This window comes from Stutzerimonas sp. Brlt_14, assembly GCF_051948915.1.
GTDB classification, from domain to species: domain Bacteria; phylum Pseudomonadota; class Gammaproteobacteria; order Pseudomonadales; family Pseudomonadaceae; genus Stutzerimonas; species Stutzerimonas stutzeri.
Genome location: NZ_JAYJLM010000002.1, coordinates 292,917 through 314,897, shown reverse-complemented (window position 1 = coordinate 314,897; position 21,981 = coordinate 292,917). Strand labels below are relative to the sequence as shown.

The window sequence follows — 21,981 nt, the reverse complement described above, 5'->3', positions numbered from 1 at the left end:
GTTCCTCCAGGCCTTGCCCCTCGGAACATTACTGGATTGAGTTCTTCCGGCATGAATACAGAACACCGCAAACCGCTGCCAGGCACCGGGCTTGACTACTTCGACACCCGCGAGGCGATTGAAGCCATTCAGCCGGGCGCCTATGACAAGCTGCCCTATACCTCCCGCGTGCTGGCCGAGCAGCTGGTGCGCCGCTGCGAACCGGCAGCGCTGACCGATTCGCTCAAGCAGATCATTGAGCGCAAGCGCGATCTGGACTTTCCCTGGTATCCGGCGCGCGTGGTCTGCCATGACATCCTCGGCCAGACCGCGCTGGTCGATCTCGCCGGCCTGCGTGACGCGATCGCGGAGCAGGGCGGCGACCCGGCCAAGGTCAACCCGGTGGTGCCGACCCAACTGATCGTCGACCATTCGCTGGCCGTCGAGTACGCCGGCTTCGATCAGGACGCCTTCGAGAAGAACCGTGCCGTCGAGGAGCGCCGCAACGAGGATCGTTTCCACTTCATCGAGTGGACCAAGACGGCGTTCAAGAACGTCGACGTGATCCCCGCCGGCAACGGCATCATGCACCAGATCAACCTGGAGAAGATGTCCCCGGTGATCCAGGCCCGCGGCGGCGTAGCCTTCCCGGACACCTGCGTGGGCACCGATTCACACACGCCGCACGTCGATGCACTGGGCGTCATCGCCATCGGCGTCGGCGGCCTGGAGGCAGAGACCGTGATGCTCGGCCTGCCTTCGATGATGCGCCTGCCCGACATCGTCGGGGTCAAGCTCACCGGCAAGCGTCAGCCAGGCATCACCGCCACCGATATCGTTCTCGCGCTGACCGAGTTCCTGCGCAAGGAACGTGTCGTCGGAGCCTGGGTGGAGTTCTTCGGCGAGGGCGCCGACAGTCTGTCCATCGGTGACCGCGCCACCATTTCCAACATGTGCCCGGAGTACGGCGCCACCGCGGCGATGTTCTACATCGACCAGCAGACCATCGAGTACCTCAAACTGACCGGCCGCGAACCGGAGCAGGTTGCCCTGGTCGAGCAGTACGCCAAGGAAACCGGCCTGTGGGCGACAGCTCTGGAAGGCGCCGAGTACGAGCGCGTGCTCGAATTCGACCTGTCCAGCGTGGTGCGCAACATGGCCGGCCCGAGCAACCCGCACAAGCGTCTGCCGACGTCGGCACTGCACGAGCGTGGCATCGCCGACGAGGCCAAGCTGGCCGCCGCACGTGCCGAGGAGGCCGAAGGCCTGTTGCCGGATGGCGCGGTGATCATCGCCGCCATCACCAGCTGCACCAATACCTCCAACCCGCGCAACGTGGTCGCGGCGGGCCTGCTGGCCAAAAAGGCCAACGAACTGGGGCTGGTACGCAAGCCCTGGGTGAAGACGTCTTTCGCCCCAGGCTCGAAGGTGGCCAAGCTGTACCTGGAAGAGGCGGGCCTGCTGCCGGAACTGGAGAAGCTTGGCTTCGGCATCGTCGCCTATGCATGCACGACCTGTAACGGCATGTCCGGTGCGCTGGACCCGAAGATCCAGCAGGAAATCATCGACCGTGACCTGTATGCCACTGCAGTGCTGTCCGGCAACCGCAACTTTGACGGACGCATCCACCCTTACGCCAAGCAGGCCTTCCTGGCCTCGCCGCCGTTGGTGGTGGCCTACGCCATCGCCGGCACCGTGCGCTTCGACATCGAACAGGACGTGCTGGGCACCGACAAGAACGGCCATCCGGTCACTCTGAAGGACCTCTGGCCATCCGACGAGGAGATCGACGCCATCGTCGCCGCCTCGGTCAAGCCGGAGCAGTTCAAGCAGGTCTACATCCCGATGTTCGACCTGGGCAGCATCGAGGAGGCCAAGAGTCCGTTGTACGACTGGCGCCCGATGTCTACCTACATTCGCCGGCCGCCGTACTGGGAAGGCGCGCTGGCTGGCGAGCGTACCCTCAAGGGCATGCGCCCGCTGGCGATCCTGCCGGACAACATCACCACCGATCACCTGTCGCCATCCAATGCCATCCTGCCGGATTCGGCGGCGGGCGAGTACCTGGCCAAAATGGGCCTGCCGGAGGAGGACTTCAATTCCTACGCAACCCATCGCGGCGATCACTTGACCGCACAGCGCGCCACCTTCGCCAACCCGCAGCTGGTCAACGAAATGGCCGTGGTCGATGGCAAGGTGCAGAAGGGCTCGCTGGCCCGTGTCGAGCCGGAAGGCCAGGTCATGCGCATGTGGGAAGCCATCGAAACCTACATGAATCGCAAGCAGAACCTGATCATCGTCGCCGGTGCCGACTATGGCCAGGGCAGCTCGCGTGACTGGGCGGCCAAGGGCGTGCGTCTGGCCGGCGTGGAAGTGATCGTCGCCGAAGGCTTCGAGCGCATCCACCGTACCAACCTGGTGGGTATGGGCGTGCTGCCGGTCGAGTTCAAGCCGGGCACCACCCGCCTGACCCTCGGCCTTGACGGCACCGAAACCTACGACATCGAAGGCGAACTGTCGCCGCGTTGCGATCTGACCTTGGTCGTGCATCGCAAGAATGGGGAAGAGACCCGCGTGCCGGTCACGTGCCGCCTCGACACCGCGGCCGAGGTCAGCGTCTACCAGGCCGGTGGCGTACTGCAGCGCTTCGCCAAGGATTTCCTCGGCCAGGCCTGAGGCACGCCAGTTCCGCACATGCTCTGTGGTTCGTTCGCAGAGCGTGTGCGCAGCGGCGACATTTCATTCCTGCGCGACCGTCCGGTGGCGCAGCTTCATGAGGACCAGATTCCCATGGCTCATTTTCCCCAGATCAGGATTCCTGCCACCTACATGCGTGGCGGCACCAGCAAGGGCGTGTTCTTCCGTCTGCAGGATCTCCCGCAGAGCTGCCAGGTGCCGGGTGCTGCGCGCGACAAGCTGTTCATGCGCGTGATCGGCAGCCCTGACCCGTACTCGGCGCACATCGATGGCATGGGCGGCGCCACATCGAGCACCAGCAAATGCGTCATTCTGTCGAAGAGCAGTCGCCCCGATCACGACGTCGAGTACCTCTATGGCCAGGTGTCGATCGACAAGCCCTTCGTCGACTGGAGCGGTAACTGCGGCAACCTCTCTACCGGCGCCGGTGCCTTCGCGCTGCACGCAGGGCTGGTGGACGCCTCGCGTATCCCGGACAACGGCACCTGCGTAGTGCGGATCTGGCAGGCCAATATCGGCAAGACCATCATTGCCCATGTGCCGGTAGCCAACGGGCAGGTACAGGAAACCGGCGACTTCGAGCTGGACGGTGTGACCTTTCCGGCTGCGGAAATCGTGCTGGAATTCCTCGATCCGTCCGATGATGGCGAGGAGGGCGGCTCGATGTTTCCTACCGGCAGCCTGGTCGACGACCTGGAGGTGCCCGGTATCGGCACGCTCAAGGCGACCATGATCAGTGCGGGCATCCCGACAGTATTCGTCAATGCCGAGGACATCGGCTATCAGGGCACGGAGTTGCGTGAGGACATCAACGGCAATCCGGAGGCGCTGGCTCGTCTGGAGTCGATTCGCGTAGCCGGAGCGCTGCGGATGGGCTTGATCAAGACCGCGGAGGAGGCGTTGACCCGCCAGCACACGCCGAAGGTTGCGTTCGTTTCCCGGCCTAAAAGCTATCGTGCGTCGTCCGGCAAGAACATCGAGGCGGGCGAGGTCGATCTGCTCGTCCGCGCACTGTCCATGGGCAAGCTGCACCACGCCATGATGGGTACCTGTGCGGTGGCCATCGGCACGGCGGCGGCGGTGCCCGGTACGCTGGTCAATCTCGCCGCGGGTGGTGGTGAGCGTCAGGCCGTGCGCTTCGGGCATCCGTCCGGCACGTTGCGCGTCGGTGCCGAGGCGAAGCAGATAGACGGCCAGTGGACCGTGACCAAAGCCATCATGAGCCGCAGCGCGCGGGTGCTGATGGAAGGCTGGGTGCGGGTCCCCGGTGATGCCTTCTAAGGCTGGTACACGACCAGGTCGAGTGGGTCCTGCGCAGATTTTTCTTGCGCCTTGAACGCAAAAAGTCCGCACCAAGCGGACTTTTTGTTGTCTAGCGAAGCGGCGGTTATTTGAGTCGACGCTCGACGCCTTTCTCCACCAGGATCTTGGCCGAGATTTCCTCGACCGAAAAATGCGTGGAGTTGATGAAGTTGATGTTCTCGCGGCGGAACAGGTTTTCCACTTCGCGCACTTCGAATTCGCATTGGGCGAAACTGGCGTAGCGGCTGTTGGGCTTGCGTTCGTTGCGGATGGCAGCCAGGCGGTCCGGGTCGATGGTGAGACCGAACAGCTTGTCCTTGTACTCCTTGAGGGCACTGGGCAGCTGCAGGCGCTCCATGTCGTCCTCGGTGAGCGGGTAGTTGGCGGCGCGGATGCCGTACTGCATCGCCATGTACAGGCAGGTTGGCGTCTTGCCGCAGCGGGAAACGCCAACCAGGATCAGGTCCGCCTTGTCGTAGTAGCGGGTGCGCGCACCATCGTCGTTGTCGAGGGCGAAATTGACTGCCTCGATACGCTCCATGTAGTTGGTGTTGTGGCTGATCGAGTGGGATTTGCCCACGGAATAGGAGGAACGTGACATCAGCTCATGTTCCAACGGAGCAAGGAACGAAGAGAAGATATCGATCATGAAGCCATTGGATTCGGCCAGAATGTCACGGATTTCCTGGTTAACCAGCGTGTCGAAGATGATCGGCCGGCCACCGTCCTTTTCCGCGGCATTATTGATTTGCTGTACCATGGCCCGCGCTTTTTCCGCGGTGTCGATGTACGGGCGCGTCAGTTTCGTGAAAGTGATGTTCTCGAACTGTGCCAGAAGACTCTGGCCCAGGGTTTCCGCGGTGATGCCTGTGCCGTCCGAAATGAAGAAAGCAGTTCGTTTCATGTGCCTTGGGCCTTAAGTCGAGAACGGTTCCCAGCTATAGTAGGCCCTTCGCCGAGCCCGGTTGGCGGGCATTGTTACTTATTTTGCAGGGTCGGGCCACAGTCGTGCGGCCCGGCTCCGGTTGAGTTTCCAACACTAATGTGGAGAGATCACCTTGGTAGAGTACGTAGTTTCCCTCGATAAGCTCGGCAATCATGACGTTGAGCGTGTAGGGGGCAAGAACGCCTCCCTGGGCGAGATGATCAGCAACCTCGCCGGTGCCGGCGTTTCCGTACCGGGCGGTTTCGCCACGACGGCTCAGGCCTATCGCGACTTCCTCGAACTCAGCGGTCTGAACGATCAGATCCACGCTCTGCTCGATGCCCTCGACGTGGATGACGTCAACGCCCTGGCCAAGGCCGGCGCGCAAATCCGCCAGTGGGTCATGGACGCCGAGTTCCCGCCGCAGCTCGACGCCGACATTCGCACGGCCTTCGCCGAAATGTCCGGCGGCAACGACAACATGGCCGTCGCGGTCCGCTCCTCGGCCACCGCCGAAGACCTGCCGGATGCGTCCTTCGCCGGCCAGCAGGAAACCTTCCTCAACATCCGTGGCGTGGACAACGTGATCCGCGCGGCCAAGGAAGTGTTCGCCTCGCTGTTCAACGACCGTGCCATTGCCTACCGCGTGCACCAGGGTTTCGATCACAAGCTGGTCGCCCTGTCTGCCGGTGTGCAGCGCATGGTCCGCTCGGAAACCGGCACCGCCGGTGTCATGTTCACCCTCGACACCGAATCGGGCTTCCGTGATGTGGTCTTTATCACCGGCGCCTACGGCCTTGGCGAAACCGTCGTGCAGGGCGCGGTCAACCCGGACGAGTTCTACGTTCACAAGCAGACGCTGGAAGCCGGTCGCCCGGCTATCCTGCGCCGCAACCTGGGCAGCAAGGCGATCAAAATGGTCTATGGCGACGAAGCCAAGGCCGGCAAGTCGGTCAAGACTGTCGACGTCGATGCGGCCGACCGTGCGCGCTTCTGCCTGACCGATGAAGAGGTCACCAACCTCGCCAAGCAGGCGATGATCATCGAGAAGCACTACGGCCGCCCGATGGACATCGAATGGGCCAAGGACGGTGACGACGGCAAGCTGTACATCGTCCAGGCCCGTCCGGAAACCGTGAAGAGCCGCAGCAGCGCCAACGTGATGGAGCGTTACCTGCTGAAGGAGAAGGGCACCGTACTGGTCGAGGGTCGTGCCATCGGCCAGCGCATCGGCGCAGGCCCGGTCAAGGTCATCCACGACGTGAGCGAGATGGACAAGGTCCAGCCGGGCGACGTGCTGGTCTCCGACATGACCGATCCGGATTGGGAACCGGTGATGAAGCGCGCCAGCGCCATCGTCACCAACCGCGGCGGGCGTACCTGTCACGCAGCGATCATCGCCCGTGAGCTGGGTATTCCGGCAGTAGTTGGCTGCGGCAATGCCACCGAAGTCCTCAAGGATGGCCAGCGCGTTACTGTCTCCTGTGCGGAAGGCGATACCGGCCTGATCTTCGATGGCGAACTGGGCTTCGACATTCGCCAGAACTCCATCGACGCCATGCCGGAGCTGCCGTTCAAGATCATGATGAACGTCGGCAACCCGGATCGCGCCTTCGACTTCGCCCACCTGCCGAACGAAGGCGTCGGCCTGGCCCGCCTCGAGTTCATCATCAACCGCATGATCGGCGTGCACCCCAAGGCGCTGCTGAATTTCGAAGGCCTGCCGGCCGACGTGAAGAGCAGCGTCGAGAAGCGCATCGCTGGTTACGACGACCCGGTCAACTTCTATGTCGAGAAACTGGTCGAGGGCGTCAGCACCCTGGCAGCGGCGTTCTGGCCCAAGAAGGTCATCGTGCGCCTGTCGGACTTCAAGTCCAACGAGTACGCCAACCTGATCGGCGGCAAGCTGTACGAGCCGGAAGAAGAGAACCCGATGCTGGGCTTCCGCGGAGCCTCGCGCTATATCAGCGACTCGTTCCGCGACTGCTTCGAGCTTGAATGCCGCGCGATGAAGAAGGTCCGCGACGTCATGGGGCTGACCAACGTCGAGCTGATGGTGCCGTTCGTGCGCACACTGGGCGAAGCATCCCAGGTTGTCGATCTGCTGGCGAAGTACGGGCTCAAGCGTGGCGAGAATGGCCTGCGGGTCATCATGATGTGCGAGCTGCCGTCCAACGCTCTGCTGGCTGACGAGTTCCTCGAGTTCTTCGATGGTTTCTCCATCGGTTCCAACGACATGACTCAGCTGACTCTGGGCCTGGATCGCGACTCCGGCATCATTGCCCACCTGTTCGACGAGCGTAATCCGGCGGTGAAGAAGCTGCTCGCCAATGCCATCCAGGCGTGCAACAAGGCTGGCAAGTACATCGGTATCTGCGGTCAGGGCCCGTCGGATCATCCGGATCTGGCCAAGTGGCTGATGGAGCAGGGCATCGAGAGCGTGTCGCTGAACCCGGATTCCGTGCTGGACACCTGGTTCTTCCTGGCTGATCGCCAGATCTGACCGTTGCGGTAGATCGAAAACGGGGCGTCAGCCCCGTTTTCATTTGCGCCGAAAATCCCTGTCCGTTCCGCCATTGGCCGCTTGCGGCTAATATGTCGCGCCAGATGGTTCTAAGGTCGTTATTCCTAGCAGAAGGAGCTTTCCATGCAATACGTCACGCCTGATCTGTGCGACGCCTATCCTGACCTGGTGCAGGTCGTCGAACCGCTGTTCAGCAATTTCGGCGGTCGCGATTCCTTCGGCGGGGAGATCGTGACCATCAAGTGCTTCGAGGACAACTCGCTGGTCAAGGACCAGGTTGACGTCGATGGTACCGGCAAGGTGATGGTCGTCGACGGTGGTGGCTCGCTGCGCCGTGCGCTGCTGGGCGACATGCTTGCCGAGAAAGCGGCACGCAACGGTTGGGAAGGTCTGATCATTTACGGCTGCGTACGTGACGTCGACGTGCTCGCTCAGACCGAGCTGGGCGTACAGGCCCTGGCCAGCCACCCGATGAAGACCGACAAGCGTGGAATTGGCGATCTCAACGTCCCGGTGACCTTTTGCGGCGTGACGTTCCGTCCGGGCGAGTACGTGTATGCCGATAACAACGGCATCATTGTGTCGCCAGAGCCGCTGTCGATGCCCCAGTAATCCGCTGCACTGGCGGGCATGCCCGTCATCTGTTCCGAGCCCGGCTTCGCCGGGCTTTTCATGAGTGACGACGGTACATCGATGCGGGAATCTCATAGCGAGCAAAACGGTCTGATCCACGCGTTTGTTCTGGATGGCAGCGGCGGTGCCCGACAGATCGGCTATCAGGCCCTGCCGACCTTGCAACTGCAGGCGCATGAAAGCCTCTGGTTGCACTGGGATCGCAGCCAACCCCAGGCGCAGCAATGGTTGCGCAGGCAGAGCGGACTCAGTGCGTTTGCCTGCGATGTGCTGCTGGAAGAGAACACGCGGCCCCGCATGCTGGCCTTGCCTCAGGAGGAGCTGCTGCTTTTCCTGCGCGGCGTCAATCTGAACCCCGATGCGGAACCGGAAGACATGGTGTCCGTGCGGGTGTTCGCCGATCGGCAACGCGTCATTTCCCTTCGGCTGCGGCCATTGCGATCTACGGAAGTGGTCATACAGCTGCTGTCGGAGGGAAGAGGGCCGAAGACCGCGTCTGAGCTGCTGATCTATCTCGCCGAGGCGATGACCGACCGCGTCGATGACCTCGTCATGCAGCTTTCCGAGCGGATCGATAAGGAAGAAGAAGCGCTTGAGGCGAACGAGCGCTACACCCCCGAGCACGATTCGATGCTCTCCTTGCGTCGGCAGGCGGCTGGCCTGCGCCGGTTCCTGCTGCCCCAGCGGGAGCTCTACGGGCAGCTGACGCGCAACGGACTGAGCTGGTTCGTCGATGACGATACCGAGTATTGGAACGAGCTCAGCAACCGCCTGACCCGTTACCTCGAAGAGCTCGAAATGGTCCGGGAGCGGATCAATCTCGTGCTGGAGTCTGAACACCGCAGGCTGAGCGAGCGGATGAACCGGACCATGTATCTGCTTGCTATCATTACGGGCTTTTTTCTGCCGCTCAGCTTTCTCACCGGGTTGCTCGGAATCAACGTCGGGGGTATCCCAGGTGCCGACTTCCCGTACGGGTTCGCCGTAGCCTGCGTACTGATCGGCAGTATCGCCTTGCTGCAGTGGTGGATGCTTCGCCGTTTGCGTTGGCTATGAATGTGACTCCCACCCGGTCGTAGGCCGTCTAGGCGACATACTTTTGCGAGGTTTGCATGCGCGATCCCTTCGAAGAATCCCTGCGAGACCTCCTCAACAAGCCATCGGGGCATGATGATGATGCTTGTCTGGGGCGCGTTCTCAAAACGGCCAACCGCCAGGTCGGTGCCGGAGATCTGTTCGCCCTGATGGGCCAGTGGCTGCCGGCGCTGATGATGGCGTTCAACAGCGGCTCGCGGCACCTGTCCCCGGTTTCACGCCGAGAAACATCCAACCCTTCGTTCGATAAGGCTGATTGATCATGGAATTCGATCCCTGGACCCAAAGTCTGCTGTCGGCGATGAGCTCGCTCTGGGCGTCCATCGCGGCCTTCATTCCTCGCCTGTTCGGCGCCCTGGTCGTGGTACTGCTCGGCTTCGTGGTTGCCAAGCTGCTCGATACGCTGCTCTCCAAGGTGCTCGCCAAGATCGGCCTCGATCGGCTGATGGCCGGTACGGGACTCACCAAGCTGCTGGGCCGGGCAGGTATCCGCATCCCGGTTTCGGCGCTGATCGGCAAGGTCGTCTACTGGTTCGTGCTGCTGATCTTCCTGGTCTCGGCTGCCGAATCGCTGGGGCTGGAACGCGTGTCCGCGACGCTCGACATGCTGACTCTCTACGTGCCCAAGGTATTCGGCGCGGCATTGATCCTGCTGGCGGGGGTGTTGCTCGCACAACTGCTCAGCGGGCTGGTGCGGGGTGCCGCGGAAGGGGTCGGGCTGGACTACGCCAACGGCCTGGCCCGGATGGCGCAGGGGCTGGTGATCATCATCAGTATTTCGGTGGCCATCGGGCAGCTCGAGGTCAAGACCGAACTGCTCAATTACGTCATCGCCATCGTGCTGATCACCTTTGGCCTTGCGGTGGCGCTGGCGTTCGGTCTCGGTAGCCGCGAACTGGTCGGCCAGATCCTCGCAGGTATATATGTTCGCGAGCTGTACGAAGTGGGCCAGCGGGTGCGCCTGGCAGACATCGAAGGGCAGATCGAGGAGATCGGGACGGTCAAGACATTGCTGCTGACCGATGACGGCGAGCTGGCTTCGGTTGCCAACAAAGTGCTGCTCGAGCAGCGCGTCGGCAGCCGCTAGCCATCCGATTCTGGTAAAGTACGTCGCCTTTTTTCCGGTTTCCATGAATGGCGGCCGTGACTTTGATTGCCGGCTCGAAGCGTCTTGACTAAAACCCCATCGTCCATATCGCGCTACGACCCTCGCCAGCTCACCGATGAAGAGCTGGTGCAGCATGCGCATGTCGAGCTGTTTCATATTACGCGGGCCTACGAAGAACTCATGCGCCGATATCAGCGCACACTGTTCAATGTATGTGCCCGCTATTTGGGAAACGAGCGAGACGCCGACGATGTCTGTCAGGAAGTAATGCTCAAGGTTCTATATGGCCTGAAGAACTTTGAAGGCAAGTCCAAGTTCAAGACCTGGCTATATAGCATCACTTATAATGAGTGCATTACCCAATATCGCAAAGAGCGCCGCAAGCGACGCCTGCTCGATGCGCTGAGCCTGGATCCGCTCGAGGAAGCCTCAGACGAAAAGGCGCCAAAGATCGAAGAGAAGACCGGTCTCGACCGGTGGCTCGTGCATGTGAATCCGATCGATCGGGAGATATTGGTGTTGCGTTTTGTTGCTGAACTAGAGTTTCAGGAAATTGCCGATATCATGCACATGGGTCTCAGTGCGACGAAGATGCGTTACAAGCGTGCTCTCGATAAGCTTCGAGAAAAATTTTCCGAAAACAATGAAACTTAGTCGAGGAAATTTGTCTCATGTCAAGCGAACAGCTTGGGCATACAGACAGCCGGTTTCCTTAGATTGTTCTGATTCCAACCACCAGATGGGGATTTACGGATGAAACTTAAAAATACCTTAGGCGTCGTGATCGGTTCGATGGTTGCCGCCACTTCCGTCAATGCACTGGCACAGGGCCAGGGCGCTGTCGAAGTGGAAGCGTTCGGCAAGCACTACTTCACCGACAGCTCGCGTGACATCAAGAACGGCGAGCTCTACGGCGCTGGCGTTAGTTACTTCCTTACCGACGATGTTTCTCTGGGTCTTTCCTATGGCGAATACCACGACATCACGTCCGAGGATCGGGTTCAGGACGGTAGCCACAAGAAGATCAAGGGCAGCCTGACTTCCCTCGACGCTGCTTACCATTTCGGTAATCCAGGCGTAGGCCTGCGTCCATACGTCTCCGCTGGTGTTGCTCACCAGAGCATCGGTCAGGCCGACCGTGGCGGCCGCGATCGCAGCACTTTTGCCAATGTTGGTACCGGTCTGAAGTACTACTTCACCGAAAACTTCTTCGCTAAAGCCAGCGTCGACGGCATGTACAACATCGATGCAGACGAAGGCGAGTGGATGGCTGGCGTTGGCGTCGGTCTGAACTTTGGCGGCGGTGCACGTCAGGTTGCAGCGGTCGAGCCGACTCCAGAGCCGGCTCCTGCTCCGATCGTCGACAACGAGCCGGAGCCAGCTCCGGAGGTCGTGCGCGTTGAGCTGGACGTCAAGTTCGACTTCGACAAGTCGCGTGTTCGTGAAGAGAGCTACAGCGACATCAAGAACCTCGCTGACTTCATGCAGCAGTACCCGCAGACCACCACCGTGGTTGAAGGTCACACCGACTCCGTTGGTACCGACCAGTACAACCAGCGTCTGTCCGAGCGTCGCGCCGAAGCTGTGCGCAACGTTCTGGTCAACGAGTACGGTGTCCAGGGTAATCGTGTGAACTCCGTTGGCTACGGCGAGTCCCGCCCGGTCGCTGACAACTCCACCGAGGAAGGTCGTCAGATCAACCGTCGTGTAGAGGCCGAGGTAGAAGCCCAGGTTCAGTAATGCTGAACTGAAGCCTTCAAGCTCGAAAAGCCCGGCATAGTCCGGGCTTTTCTTTGCCTGCAGCAAACGTCGCCACAGCGGTGGCGCTAGTGATTCCCCGATGGGTTAGGCGGCGCACAACGACTGCGCCGGGATCAGCGTCAATCGGATTTCGATGAATTCATTGAGCATAAAAAACCCCGCCGGAGCGGGGTTTTTTATTGCCTTACGCAGTCATCAGACTTCGACGACCTTGATCTTGGCCTTCTCCGCAGCGTCACGGAACTCGGCGATCTGGTCGAAGGACAGGTAGCGATAGATGTCGGCAGCCATGCTGTCGATGTTCTTCGCGTATTCCATGTACTCCGCGACAGTCGGCAGCTTGCCGATGATGGATGCGACTGCAGCCAGCTCGGCCGATGCCAGGTAGACGTTGGTTGCGTCGCCCAGACGGTTCGGGAAGTTACGGGTCGAAGTGGAGACCACGGTCGAACCGGTCTGTACGCGCGCCTGGTTACCCATGCACAGCGAGCAGCCCGGCATTTCCATGCGCGCACCGGCCTTGCCGTAGATGCCGTAGTAGCCTTCCTCGGTCAGCTGGTGAGCGTCCATCTTGGTCGGCGGAGCCAGCCACAGACGGGTCGGGATGCCGCCCTTGACCTTGTCCAGTAGCTTACCGGCAGCGCGGAAGTGACCGATGTTGGTCATGCAGGAACCGATGAAGACTTCGTCGATCTTCTCGCCGGCAACGGTGGACAGCAGGCGGGCATCGTCCGGGTCGTTCGGTGCGCAAAGCACGGGCTCTTTCACTTCGGACAGGTCGATCTCGATCACGGCCGCGTATTCGGCGTCCTTGTCGGCTTCCAGCAGCTGCGGGTTGGCCAGCCAGGCTTCCATCGCGCGAGCGCGACGCTCCAGAGTGCGGGCATCGCCGTAGCCTTCGCTGATCATCCAGCGCAGCATGGTGATGTTCGACTTCAGGTACTCGGCGATCGACTCTTCCGGCAGCTTGATGGTGCAACCGGCAGCCGAACGCTCGGCGGAGGCGTCGGACAGCTCGAACGCCTGCTCGACGGTCAGCTGGTTCAGACCTTCGATCTCGAGGATGCGGCCGGAGAAGATGTTCTTCTTGCCTTTCTTCTCGACGGTCAGCAGGCCTTGCTGAATGGCGTAGTAGGGAATCGCATGAACCAGGTCGCGCAGGGTGATGCCAGGCTGCATCTGACCCTTGAAGCGCACCAGTACCGACTCCGGCATGTCCAGCGGCATGACGCCAGTGGCGGCGGCGAAGGCGACTAGGCCAGAACCCGCCGGGAAGGAGATACCGATCGGGAAGCGGGTGTGCGAGTCGCCGCCAGTGCCGACGGTGTCCGGCAGCAGCATGCGGTTCAGCCAGCTGTGGATGATGCCGTCGCCTGGACGCAGGGACACACCGCCGCGGGTCATGATGAAGTCCGGCAGGGTGTGGTGGGTGTTGACGTCGATCGGCTTCGGATAGGCCGCGGTGTGGCAGAACGACTGCATGACCAGGTCAGCGGAGAAGCCCAGGCAAGCCAGGTCCTTCAGCTCGTCGCGGGTCATCGGGCCAGTGGTGTCCTGGGAGCCCACGGTAGTCATCTTCGGCTCGCAGTAGGTGCCCGGGCGCACGCCCTGGCCTTCCGGCAGACCGCAGGCGCGACCGACCATCTTCTGTGCCAGGGTGAAGCCTTTGCCGCTGTCCGCCGGAGCTTCCGGCTTCTTGAACAGGGTGGACGGCGCCAGGCCCAGCTCGGCACGCGCTTTCTCGGTGAGGCCGCGGCCAATGATCAGCGGAATGCGGCCGCCGGCACGGACTTCGTCCAGCAGGACTTCGGTCTTCAGCTCGAAGGTGGTGATGACTTCATCGGTACCGTGCTTGCAGACCTTGCCAGCGTAGGGATAGACGTCGATCACGTCGCCCATGGCCAGGTTGGTGCAGTCGAACTCGATCGGCAGGGCGCCGGCGTCTTCCATGGTGTTGTAGAAGATCGGGGCGATCTTGGTGCCGAAGCAGAAGCCACCAGCGCGCTTGTTCGGAACGAAGGGGATGTCGTCGCCGAAGAACCACAGCACCGAGTTGGTGGCGGACTTGCGCGAAGAACCGGTGCCGACCACGTCACCGACGTAGGCAACCGGGAAGCCCTTGGCTTTCAGCTCTTCCATCTGCTTGATCGGACCGACGGAGCCGGGTACGTCCGGGTTGATGCCGTCGCGAGCCATTTTCAGCATGGCCAGAGCGTGCAGCGGGATATCCGGGCGCGACCAGGCATCCGGAGCCGGCGACAGGTCGTCGGTGTTGGTTTCGCCAGTGACCTTGAAGACGGACAGGGTGATCTTTTCGGCAACCGCCGGGCGGTTGGTGAACCACTCGCCTTCGGCCCAGGACTGCATGACGGCCTTGGCGTGCTGGTTGCCGGCCTTGGCCTTCTCGGCGACGTCATGGAAGGCGTCGAACATCAGCAGGGTGTGCTTCAGTTGCTCGGCGGCGACTGCGCCCAATTCCGCGCTGTCCAGCAGCTCGACCAGGGTGGCGATGTTGTAGCCGCCCTGCATGGTGCCCAGCAGTTCGACGGCACGCTGCTTGCTCAGCAGCGGAGAGGAGGTTTCGCCCTTGGCCAGGGCGGACAGGAAGCCGGCCTTGACGTAGGCAGCCTCGTCGACGCCAGCAGGGACGCGGTTGGTGATCAGATCAACGAGGAATTCTTCTTCGCCGGCCGGCGGGTTCTTCAGCAGTTCGATCAGGCCGGCGGTCTGTTCGGCGTTCAGCGGCTGGGGCACAACGCCCTGGGCGGCACGCTCTTCTACGTGTTTGCGATAGGCTTCAAGCACAGTTTTTACCCTCATCATTGGTCCCTTGGGTGTTTCGGGACGCGCATCCGGAAGCTGTTTTCAAAGTTTTACGCTGGCGGACGAGGCCGGATGAGCAGGGAACAGGCAGCTCTGCGCATCCGGCACGTTGCCGGGTCAAACTGTGCTCGTGACGCTTTGAAAACAGCTTCGTGCGGACTATGGCGCCAAAAACGGCGGGCTGAGTCTAGCGGAAATGGCTCACGAAGTTAAGTCGAGCGCGGCTGGCCGCTGGGGTGCGAGTCGTGTCTGGCGCGCTTCTCCGGACAAGCTCGGGGCCGCCAATCACAGGGCTCGCGGAGGGATTCGGCCGATCCGCATGCAAAGCCGGGTGACCCCGGTTGGACAAAAGTCTAAGATGCGCGGCCGGCCATCAAACCTGTTCTGCCATGTCCAGCCAGCGCATCAAAACCCCATGCATAGGTCTCTGCTCGACTGTCTACGGTGACGTCGTATGCCGCGGCTGCAAGCGCTTTCACCACGAGGTGGTGAACTGGAACGCCTATGACGACATGGAAAAGCGTGCGGTATGGCGGCGGCTGGAAACCCTATTGGCGCAGGTCATGGCGGCCAAACTCGAGGTGTTCGACCCGCAGTTGCTTCGCCAGCAGTTGGAGGCCCGACAGATCCGTTTCGTCCCGGAGCAATCGCCCTATTGCTGGGCATATCAATTGATAGCTCGCGGCGCTCGAGTCATTCAGCAGCTCGAGGCCTATGGCGTCGTCCTGCTTCCGGAATTTCGCGAGTGGCCGCTACCGGAGCTGCGCGACGCGGTCGACCGGGAATTCTTTCTGCTGTCCGAAGCCCACTACGAGCGTTACATCGCGCCGCGCTTCCTGAGTGAAGGCGTGGATCTGCGCATCTGAGAACGAAAGCCCGCTGCAGGGCTTTCGTTTCTACGGTATCAATGGCGGACCAGATCCTCGAGGTGGTCGATGACATCGTCCGGCTTGAGTACCAGCACATCGCTTTCCAGCGTATCCAGCACCACTTCGGCGGTATTGCCCATCAGCGCGCCGGAGAAGCCCGTGCGTGCCACTGTGCCGATGACCGTGACGACGGCCTTGAGCTGATGACAGACCCTGGGGATCAGCGCATCGGCCGGACCCTCCTCGACGTGCAGCTGTGCGTCCGGAATATCGAACTCCTCCTGGAAGCGCTTGCAGGCCTCGCGATAACGCGCCTCGATGGTTTCCTTCAACTGGAACGCCGGGTCGGCCGCCGACAGCATGGCGGAAGGGTGCGCGCTGATCACGTGCAGCTTGCCGTCAGCCAGGTTGGCGATCTCGTAGCCGTGGTTGACGATGGTGGCGTGGAGCGTACGGTGCTCGAGATCGGCATTGCCCACATCCACCGCAGCGAGGATGTTGCCACCGGTCCATGGGTTGTCGGTTTTCACCATTAGCACCGGGCAGGGGCAGTAGCGCAGCAGCTTCCAGTCTTCCGGCGTAAGCAGGGCGCGCTTGAGCGGGTTGTCCGGCACGTGTTGCTTGACGACCAGACCACAGCCCTCGGCCTGCTGGGCAGCGATGATGGTTTGGTGCAGACTTTCGTGCCATGCCTGTTGTGTGGTGACCTGATGCCCCTCGCTTTCCAGCTGCGCACGCAGATTCGCTAGATGCCCGCTGTGATCGTGCTTGGCATCGCAGGCCAGCAGGTGCAGGCGCGACTGGCTGACGGTCGAGATCAGGCGTGCTCGTTTCAAGGCCAGCTCTTGTGGCTGGTTCGGATCAATTACCACGAGGATGCAGCGAATGGCTTGCATGATCGGCTCCATTTCCTGATGCGGGTTGGTCAACTATAGACAAGCCTGCGACGCCAGTTGTGATGCATATCAAGGAAGACTGGCTGCCCCGCGCGGCATTCGTATAATGCCCGCCCGTTGCGGCGCGGTACCACGCGGCGAGACACTATTTTGTTCCTGAATATGCAAGGTTCGACATGCTGCCTGATCTGAACGACTTCCTCGCCTGCGCCACTCCCGCTGCCTGGGTGGAGGCTGCCTTGCAGAACCAGGACGTGATGCTGATCGACCACGGCAACTGCGAGAAAAAGGCGGCGGGGTCGGCGTTTCAGTTGATGTTCCGCTATGTCGACAAACCCGACCTGCAGAACAAGATGTCGCGTCTGGCGCGGGAGGAGCTGCGTCATTTCGAGCAGGTGCTGGCGATCATCCGTCGCCGCGAGATCGAGTTGCGCAATGTTGGCTCGTCTCGCTATGCCGCAGGATTGCGCGAGCTCGTGCGCAACCACGAACCCTATCGGTTAACCGACACGCTGGTGATCGGCGCCTTTATCGAGGCGCGCTCCTGTGAGCGCTTCGCCATGCTCGTGCCGCACTTGGACGAGGAGCTGGGCAAGTTCTATCACGGGCTGCTCAAGTCGGAAGCGCGGCACTTCCAGGATTACCTCAGGCTGGCTTATCTGTATGGCGACGCCGCCGATGTGGACGCCACCATCGTTCGGGTGCGCGAGCGGGAAAGGGAACTGATCGAAAGCCCGGACAGCGAGTTCCGGTTTCACAGCGGCGTGCCGGCGGCAGCCTAGCTCAGGGCGAATGGCGCCTGGTGGTAGCCGTTTTCATCCACCTGCAATGCCCACCCCTGTCGATCCCAGTCGCCCAGCACGATCCGCTTGGCGGGTTGGCCATCTACCTCGAGGTCATGTGTCGCCGGTCGATGGGTATGGCCGTGGATCAGCGTGCGCACGCGATGCTCGGCCAGCACGCCGGGTATCAGCTCCGGGGTGACGTCGATGATGTCGCTGGCTTTCATGCGCGTCTGGGTACGGCTTTCGTTGCGTAGCTTACGGGCCAGTTTCCGGCGAGTGGCGAGTGGGAGGTTGCGCAGAACGAACAGGCTGAGGGGGTTGCGCAGCAACCGGCGTAGCCGCATGTAGCCCTCATCGCGGGTGCACAGGCTGTCGCCGTGCATCAGCAGTACCGGCTCGCCGCAGAGCTGGACCACGCTCGGATCAGCCAGCAGCTTGCAGCCGGCCTTGTAGCAGAAGGTCTGGCCGATCATGAAGTCGCGGTTGCCGTGCATCAGATAGATTCTGACGCCGCGCTCGCTCAGCGCATGCAGGGCGCGGGCAATCGACTCCTGGAACGGCGTCATGGCGTCGTCGCCAATCCAGACCTCGAAGAAGTCACCGAGAATGTACAGGGCTTCGGCCTGGGTAGCGCGCGTCGCGAGAAAATGCAGGAACGCCCGGGTGATATCCGGGCGTTCCTCTTCCAGATGCAGATCTGAGATCAGCAGGATCACTCGCGATTACTCGACGATCTCGGCCTTCTCGATCACCACGTCCTCCACCGGGACGTCCTGATGGCCGGACTTCATGGTTGTTGCCACAGCTTTGATCTTCTCGACCACATCCATGCCTTCGGTCACCTCGCCGAACACGGCATAGCCCCAGCCCTGAACGGTTGGCGCGCTGTGATCGAGGAAGTCGTTGTCCTTCACGTTGATGAAGAACTGCGCGGATGCCGAATGCGGCTCCATGGTGCGCGCCATCGCCAGAGTGCCGGTTTTGTTCGACAGGCCGTTATTGGCCTCGTTCTTGATCGGCGCGCGGGTAGCCTTCTGCTTCATGCCCGGCTCGAAACCGCCGCCCTGGATCATGAAATTGCTGATCACGCGGTGGAAGATGGTGCCGTCGTAGTGGCCGCTCTTCACGTATTCCTTGAAGTTGGCAGTGGTTTCCGGAGCCTTGTCTTCGAACAGATTGACGGTGATGACGCCGTAGTTGGTGTGCAGTTTGATCATCGTGAGGGGTTCCGTTTCGTTGGTGCGGGCGTGCCGCTGCAAGGGTCGTCGTACCGAGTGCCGCCAGTCGCTGATCGTAGCGCCGCCTGAGCGCATTGCTCTGTCAGGGGGTTGACGGGTCCGCTATGATAGGCGCTTTGAATTGGTCGGCCTACCCTGAGAGGGTACTTGCAAACTACTGCACTCGGCATGCGGCGTTAAAACCTGCCTCGCCATCGCTCACTACTTTGTAAACCTCTCTAAGCCGCATACTCGCTGATCGTTAAGGACACCATGAGCAAGCCCGAGACTCCCGCCGCTAGCAACTTTCTCCGTCCGATCGTCCAGGCTGACCTGGACTCCGGCAAGCATGCCAAGATCATCACCCGTTTCCCCCCGGAGCCCAACGGTTATCTGCACATCGGGCACGCCAAGTCGATTTGCCTGAACTTTGGCCTGGCGAAGGAGTTCGGTGGTGAGTGCAACCTGCGTTTCGATGACACCAACCCGGCCAAGGAGGACCAGGAGTACATCGACGCGATCAAGAGCGACGTGCAGTGGCTTGGCTTCCAGTGGGCTGGCGAAGAGCGCTATGCCTCCGATTACTTCGATCAGCTGCATGACTGGGCCGTACACCTGATCAAGGCCGGCAAGGCGTATGTCTGCGATCTGACACCCGAGCAGGCTCGAGAGTACCGCGGCAGCCTGACCGAACCGGGCACGAACAGCCCGTTCCGCGAGCGCTCGGTGGAAGAGAATCTCGACCTGTTCGCCCGCATGAAGGCCGGCGAGTTCCCGGATGGCGCCCGTGCGCTGCGGGCGAAGATCGATATGGCGTCGCCGAATATGAACCTGCGCGACCCGATTCTCTACCGCATTCGCCATGCGCACCATCACCAGACCGGCGACAAGTGGTGCATCTATCCGAGCTACGACTTCACTCACGGTCAGTCGGATGCCATCGAGGGCATCACGCATTCCATCTGCACGTTGGAATTCGAGGACCATCGTCCGTTGTACGAGTGGTTTCTGGCCAACCTGCCTGTACCGGCCCAGCCTCGCCAGTACGAGTTCGCCCGTCTAAATCTGAACTACACCATCACCAGCAAGCGCAAGCTCAAGCAGCTGGTCGATGAGAAGCATGTGAGCGGTTGGGACGACCCGCGCATGTCGACGCTCTCTGGCTTCCGGCGCCGCGGCTATACCCCAGCCTCGATCCGCAACTTCTGCGACATGATCGGCGTGAACCGCGCGGGCGGTGTTGTCGACATCGGCATGCTGGAGTTCGCGATTCGCGAAGACCTGGACGCCAACGCCGCGCGTGCCATGTGCGTGCTCAAGCCGCTCAAGGTGGTCATCACCAACTACCCGCAGGATCAGGTCGAGAACCTCGAGCTGCCGCGCCATCCCAAGCAGGACATGGGAGTGCGGGTGCTACCGTTCAGCCGCGAGATCTATATCGATGCGGGCGACTTCGAGGAAGTCCCGCCAGCGGGCTTCAAACGGCTGGTTCCCGGCGGGGAGGTGCGCCTGCGCGGCAGCTACGTGATCCGTGCGGATGAGGCCGTCAAGGACGATCAGGGCAATATCGTCGAGCTGCGCTGCTCGTATGACGAAAACACCTTGGGCACGAATCCCGAGGGCCGCAAAGTCAAAGGCGTGATCCACTGGGTGCCAGCTGCCGAAAGCGTCGAATGCGAGGTGCGCCTGTACGATCGTCTGTTCCGTTCCGCCAACCCGGAGAAGGACGAGGAGGGCGGCAGCTTCCTGGACAATATCAATCCCGAGTCGCTCGTCGTGCTCAAGGGGTGCCGCGCTGAGCCGTCGCTGGCCAATGCGGCTCCTGAAGAGCGCTTCCAGTTCGAGCGTGAAGGGTATTTCTGTGCCGACATGAAGGACAGCAAGCCCGGCGCTCCCGTGTTCAATCGCACCGTCACGCTGCGTGACTCCTGGGGTCAATGATGGCGCTGGCGATCTACAACACCCTGAGCAAGGCCAAGGAGCCGTTCCGCCCCCTGGAAGGCAACAAGGTGCGCATGTACGTCTGCGGGATGACGGTCTATGACTTCTGCCATATCGGTCATGCGCGGGTGATGGTGGCGTTCGACGTGGTCACCCGCTGGCTGCGCCACCGAGGCTACGATGTCACCTACGTGCGCAACATCACTGACATCGACGACAAGATCATTCGCCGAGCCAGCGAGAACGGCGAGCCGTTCCAGGCGCTAGTCGAACGCATGATTGCGGCCATGCATGAAGATGAGACGCGCCTCAACGTGTTGCGTCCGGACGTCGAGCCTCGCGCCACCGACCATATCGCCGGCATGCATACGATGATCCAGACACTCATCGACAAGGGCTTCGCCTATGCGCCGGGCAACGGGGACGTCTACTACCGGGTCGGCAAGTTCGTCGGTTATGGCAAATTGTCGCGTCGCAAGATCGAAGACCTGAAGATCGGCGCTCGTATCGAAGTGGACGAAGCCAAGGAAGATCCGCTGGACTTCGTATTGTGGAAGGGCGCCAAGCCGGGCGAGCCGAGCTGGGATTCGCCGTGGGGCCCTGGGCGTCCCGGTTGGCATATCGAGTGTTCGGTGATGTCCACCTGCTGCCTGGGCGAGACGTTCGACATCCATGGTGGCGGCCCGGACCTGGTGTTTCCGCACCACGAGAACGAGATCGCACAGAGCGAGGCGGCCACCGGCAAGCTTTACGCGAACGCCTGGATGCACGCCGGTGCGGTGCGTGTCGATGGCGAGAAGATGTCCAAGAGCCTGGGCAATTTCTTCACCATCCGCGAAGTGCTGGAGAAGTACCACCCGGAGGTGGTGCGCTACCTGCTGGTATCCAGCCACTACCGCAGCCCGATCAACTACTCCGAAGACAGTTTGCGTGAAGCCAAGAGCGCTCTGGAGCGTTTCTACAACGGCCTCAAAGGCTTGCCGGAGGCCCAGCCTGCTGGCGGCGATGAGTTTGTTGCGCGCTTCGCTGCGGCGATGGATGACGACTTCAACTCGCCGGAAGCCTGCGCGGTGCTGTTCGAGATGATTCGTGAGGTGAACCGCCTGCGCGAATCGGATTTAGCTGCTGCCGCCGCGCTGGCGGCTCGGCTCAAGGTGCTTGCCGGCGTGCTCGGCGTACTGCAACTGGAGCCCGATGCCTTCCTTCAGGCAGGAGCGGCTGGCAAGGTCGATGCTGCGGAAGTGGAGGCTTTGATCGCTGCACGTCTGGCTGCCAGGGCGGAAAAGAACTGGGGCGAATCCGATCGCATCCGAGATCAGCTCACCGCGATGGGGGTGGTGCTGGAGGACGGGAAGGGCGGGACGACCTGGCGCTTAGCCGAATAGTCGAATACAAACAAGAACGGCGCCCAAGGGCGCCGTTCTTG

18 protein-coding genes are annotated in these 21,981 nt (G+C 61.5%); 13 read left to right on the top strand and 5 right to left on the bottom strand.

Annotated elements, in window-relative coordinates:
* Positions 1–51: 51 nt before the first annotated feature.
* Both acnD and prpF read left to right on the top strand, forming a co-directional pair.
* Positions 52–2,655 carry a Fe/S-dependent 2-methylisocitrate dehydratase AcnD gene (gene acnD, locus VF716_RS05350; RefSeq protein ID WP_213918179.1) on the top strand — a complete coding sequence of 868 codons (2,604 nt, stop codon included), beginning with the start codon at positions 52–54 and terminating at the stop codon, positions 2,653–2,655.
* A 114-nt stretch (positions 2,656–2,769) separates the two neighbouring features.
* Positions 2,770–3,957, top strand: coding sequence for a 2-methylaconitate cis-trans isomerase PrpF (gene prpF, locus VF716_RS05345; protein WP_151320645.1), 1,188 nt, complete (start codon positions 2,770–2,772; stop codon positions 3,955–3,957).
* A 106-nt stretch (positions 3,958–4,063) separates the two neighbouring features.
* Here the strand turns inward: prpF and ppsR are convergent, their stop codons facing one another.
* Positions 4,064–4,882, bottom strand: coding sequence for a posphoenolpyruvate synthetase regulatory kinase/phosphorylase PpsR (gene ppsR / locus VF716_RS05340; protein WP_011913178.1), 819 nt, complete (start codon positions 4,880–4,882; stop codon positions 4,064–4,066).
* Between the two features lie 154 nt (positions 4,883–5,036).
* Between ppsR and ppsA the strand changes: the two genes are divergently transcribed.
* From ppsA to VF716_RS05305, 7 genes are all read left to right on the top strand, one after another.
* Positions 5,037–7,406: a phosphoenolpyruvate synthase gene (ppsA, locus tag VF716_RS05335; RefSeq protein WP_017245060.1), complete on the top strand. Its 2,370-nt coding sequence runs from the start codon at positions 5,037–5,039 to the stop codon at positions 7,404–7,406.
* A gap of 144 nt (positions 7,407–7,550) precedes the next feature.
* On the top strand, positions 7,551–8,039 hold the full coding sequence (rraA, locus tag VF716_RS05330) for a ribonuclease E activity regulator RraA (protein WP_011913180.1): 489 nt from the start codon (positions 7,551–7,553) through the stop codon (positions 8,037–8,039).
* Between the two features lie 81 nt (positions 8,040–8,120).
* Positions 8,121–9,116: a zinc transporter ZntB gene (locus VF716_RS05325; RefSeq protein WP_020306356.1), complete on the top strand. Its 996-nt coding sequence runs from the start codon at positions 8,121–8,123 to the stop codon at positions 9,114–9,116.
* Positions 9,117–9,172: 56 nt separating this feature from the next.
* The gene (locus VF716_RS05320) at positions 9,173–9,415 is read left to right on the top strand and encodes a hypothetical protein (protein ID WP_011913182.1); all 243 of its coding nucleotides are present in this window, start codon (positions 9,173–9,175) and stop codon (positions 9,413–9,415) included.
* A gap of 2 nt (positions 9,416–9,417) precedes the next feature.
* The gene (locus tag VF716_RS05315) at positions 9,418–10,242 is read left to right on the top strand and encodes a mechanosensitive ion channel family protein (protein WP_041755483.1); all 825 of its coding nucleotides are present in this window, start codon (positions 9,418–9,420) and stop codon (positions 10,240–10,242) included.
* An 84-nt stretch (positions 10,243–10,326) separates the two neighbouring features.
* Complete coding sequence (gene sigX / locus VF716_RS05310; protein ID WP_020306358.1) at positions 10,327–10,917, top strand: RNA polymerase sigma factor SigX; 591 nt, start codon at positions 10,327–10,329, stop codon at positions 10,915–10,917.
* 99 nt (positions 10,918–11,016) lie between these two features.
* Positions 11,017–12,003, top strand: coding sequence for an OmpA family protein (locus VF716_RS05305; protein ID WP_037004441.1), 987 nt, complete (start codon positions 11,017–11,019; stop codon positions 12,001–12,003).
* A gap of 216 nt (positions 12,004–12,219) precedes the next feature.
* On the opposite strand, the gene acnB is transcribed toward VF716_RS05305, so the two are convergent.
* Positions 12,220–14,829: a bifunctional aconitate hydratase 2/2-methylisocitrate dehydratase gene (acnB, locus tag VF716_RS05300; protein WP_011913186.1), complete on the bottom strand. Its 2,610-nt coding sequence runs from the start codon at positions 14,827–14,829 to the stop codon at positions 12,220–12,222.
* Positions 14,830–15,236: 407 nt separating this feature from the next.
* On the opposite strand from acnB, the gene VF716_RS05295 reads away from it, so the two are divergent.
* Positions 15,237–15,713, top strand: coding sequence for a DUF1289 domain-containing protein (locus VF716_RS05295; protein ID WP_014596654.1), 477 nt, complete (start codon positions 15,237–15,239; stop codon positions 15,711–15,713).
* A 38-nt stretch (positions 15,714–15,751) separates the two neighbouring features.
* On the opposite strand, the gene VF716_RS05290 is transcribed toward VF716_RS05295, so the two are convergent.
* Positions 15,752–16,612, bottom strand: coding sequence for a universal stress protein (locus VF716_RS05290; RefSeq protein WP_011913188.1), 861 nt, complete (start codon positions 16,610–16,612; stop codon positions 15,752–15,754).
* 176 nt (positions 16,613–16,788) lie between these two features.
* Here VF716_RS05290 and VF716_RS05285 point away from each other — a divergent pair, with 176 nt between their 5' ends.
* The gene (locus tag VF716_RS05285) at positions 16,789–17,394 is read left to right on the top strand and encodes a tRNA-(ms[2]io[6]A)-hydroxylase (RefSeq protein WP_011913189.1); all 606 of its coding nucleotides are present in this window, start codon (positions 16,789–16,791) and stop codon (positions 17,392–17,394) included.
* On the opposite strand, the gene lpxH is transcribed toward VF716_RS05285, so the two are convergent.
* Together lpxH and VF716_RS05275 are read right to left on the bottom strand one after the other, a co-directional pair.
* On the bottom strand, positions 17,391–18,113 hold the full coding sequence (gene lpxH, locus VF716_RS05280) for a UDP-2,3-diacylglucosamine diphosphatase (RefSeq protein ID WP_013982746.1): 723 nt from the start codon (positions 18,111–18,113) through the stop codon (positions 17,391–17,393). The genes VF716_RS05285 and lpxH overlap by 4 nt on opposite strands.
* 6 nt (positions 18,114–18,119) lie before the next feature.
* Positions 18,120–18,614 (bottom strand): peptidylprolyl isomerase, encoded by a 495-nt coding sequence (locus VF716_RS05275; RefSeq protein ID WP_013982747.1) that lies wholly within the window; start codon positions 18,612–18,614, stop codon positions 18,120–18,122.
* Positions 18,615–18,887: 273 nt separating this feature from the next.
* Between VF716_RS05275 and VF716_RS05270 the strand changes: the two genes are divergently transcribed.
* The gene (locus tag VF716_RS05270; RefSeq protein WP_053527516.1) at positions 18,888–20,555 is read left to right on the top strand and encodes a glutamine--tRNA ligase/YqeY domain fusion protein; all 1,668 of its coding nucleotides are present in this window, start codon (positions 18,888–18,890) and stop codon (positions 20,553–20,555) included.
* Positions 20,555–21,940 carry a cysteine--tRNA ligase gene (cysS, locus tag VF716_RS05265; protein WP_020699855.1) on the top strand — a complete coding sequence of 462 codons (1,386 nt, stop codon included), beginning with the start codon at positions 20,555–20,557 and terminating at the stop codon, positions 21,938–21,940. Before VF716_RS05270 ends, cysS begins: the two co-directional genes overlap by 1 nt.
* Positions 21,941–21,981 lie beyond the last annotated feature (41 nt).

Coding starts and splice junctions, on each gene's coding strand:
- ppsR (WP_011913178.1), bottom strand. CDS start 4,882: ATGAAACGAACTGCTTTCTTCATTTCGGACGGCACAGGCATCACCGCG.
- acnD (WP_213918179.1), top strand. CDS start 52: ATGAATACAGAACACCGCAAACCGCTGCCAGGCACCGGGCTTGACTAC.
- VF716_RS05325 (WP_020306356.1), top strand. CDS start 8,121: ATGCGGGAATCTCATAGCGAGCAAAACGGTCTGATCCACGCGTTTGTT.
- VF716_RS05285 (WP_011913189.1), top strand. CDS start 16,789: ATGCTGCCTGATCTGAACGACTTCCTCGCCTGCGCCACTCCCGCTGCC.
- VF716_RS05320 (WP_011913182.1), top strand. CDS start 9,173: ATGCGCGATCCCTTCGAAGAATCCCTGCGAGACCTCCTCAACAAGCCA.
- rraA (WP_011913180.1), top strand. CDS start 7,551: ATGCAATACGTCACGCCTGATCTGTGCGACGCCTATCCTGACCTGGTG.
- prpF (WP_151320645.1), top strand. CDS start 2,770: ATGGCTCATTTTCCCCAGATCAGGATTCCTGCCACCTACATGCGTGGC.
- VF716_RS05275 (WP_013982747.1), bottom strand. CDS start 18,614: ATGATCAAACTGCACACCAACTACGGCGTCATCACCGTCAATCTGTTC.
- VF716_RS05295 (WP_014596654.1), top strand. CDS start 15,237: ATGTCCAGCCAGCGCATCAAAACCCCATGCATAGGTCTCTGCTCGACT.
- VF716_RS05305 (WP_037004441.1), top strand. CDS start 11,017: ATGAAACTTAAAAATACCTTAGGCGTCGTGATCGGTTCGATGGTTGCC.
- VF716_RS05270 (WP_053527516.1), top strand. CDS start 18,888: ATGAGCAAGCCCGAGACTCCCGCCGCTAGCAACTTTCTCCGTCCGATC.
- VF716_RS05290 (WP_011913188.1), bottom strand. CDS start 16,612: ATGCAAGCCATTCGCTGCATCCTCGTGGTAATTGATCCGAACCAGCCA.
- VF716_RS05315 (WP_041755483.1), top strand. CDS start 9,418: ATGGAATTCGATCCCTGGACCCAAAGTCTGCTGTCGGCGATGAGCTCG.
- cysS (WP_020699855.1), top strand. CDS start 20,555: ATGGCGCTGGCGATCTACAACACCCTGAGCAAGGCCAAGGAGCCGTTC.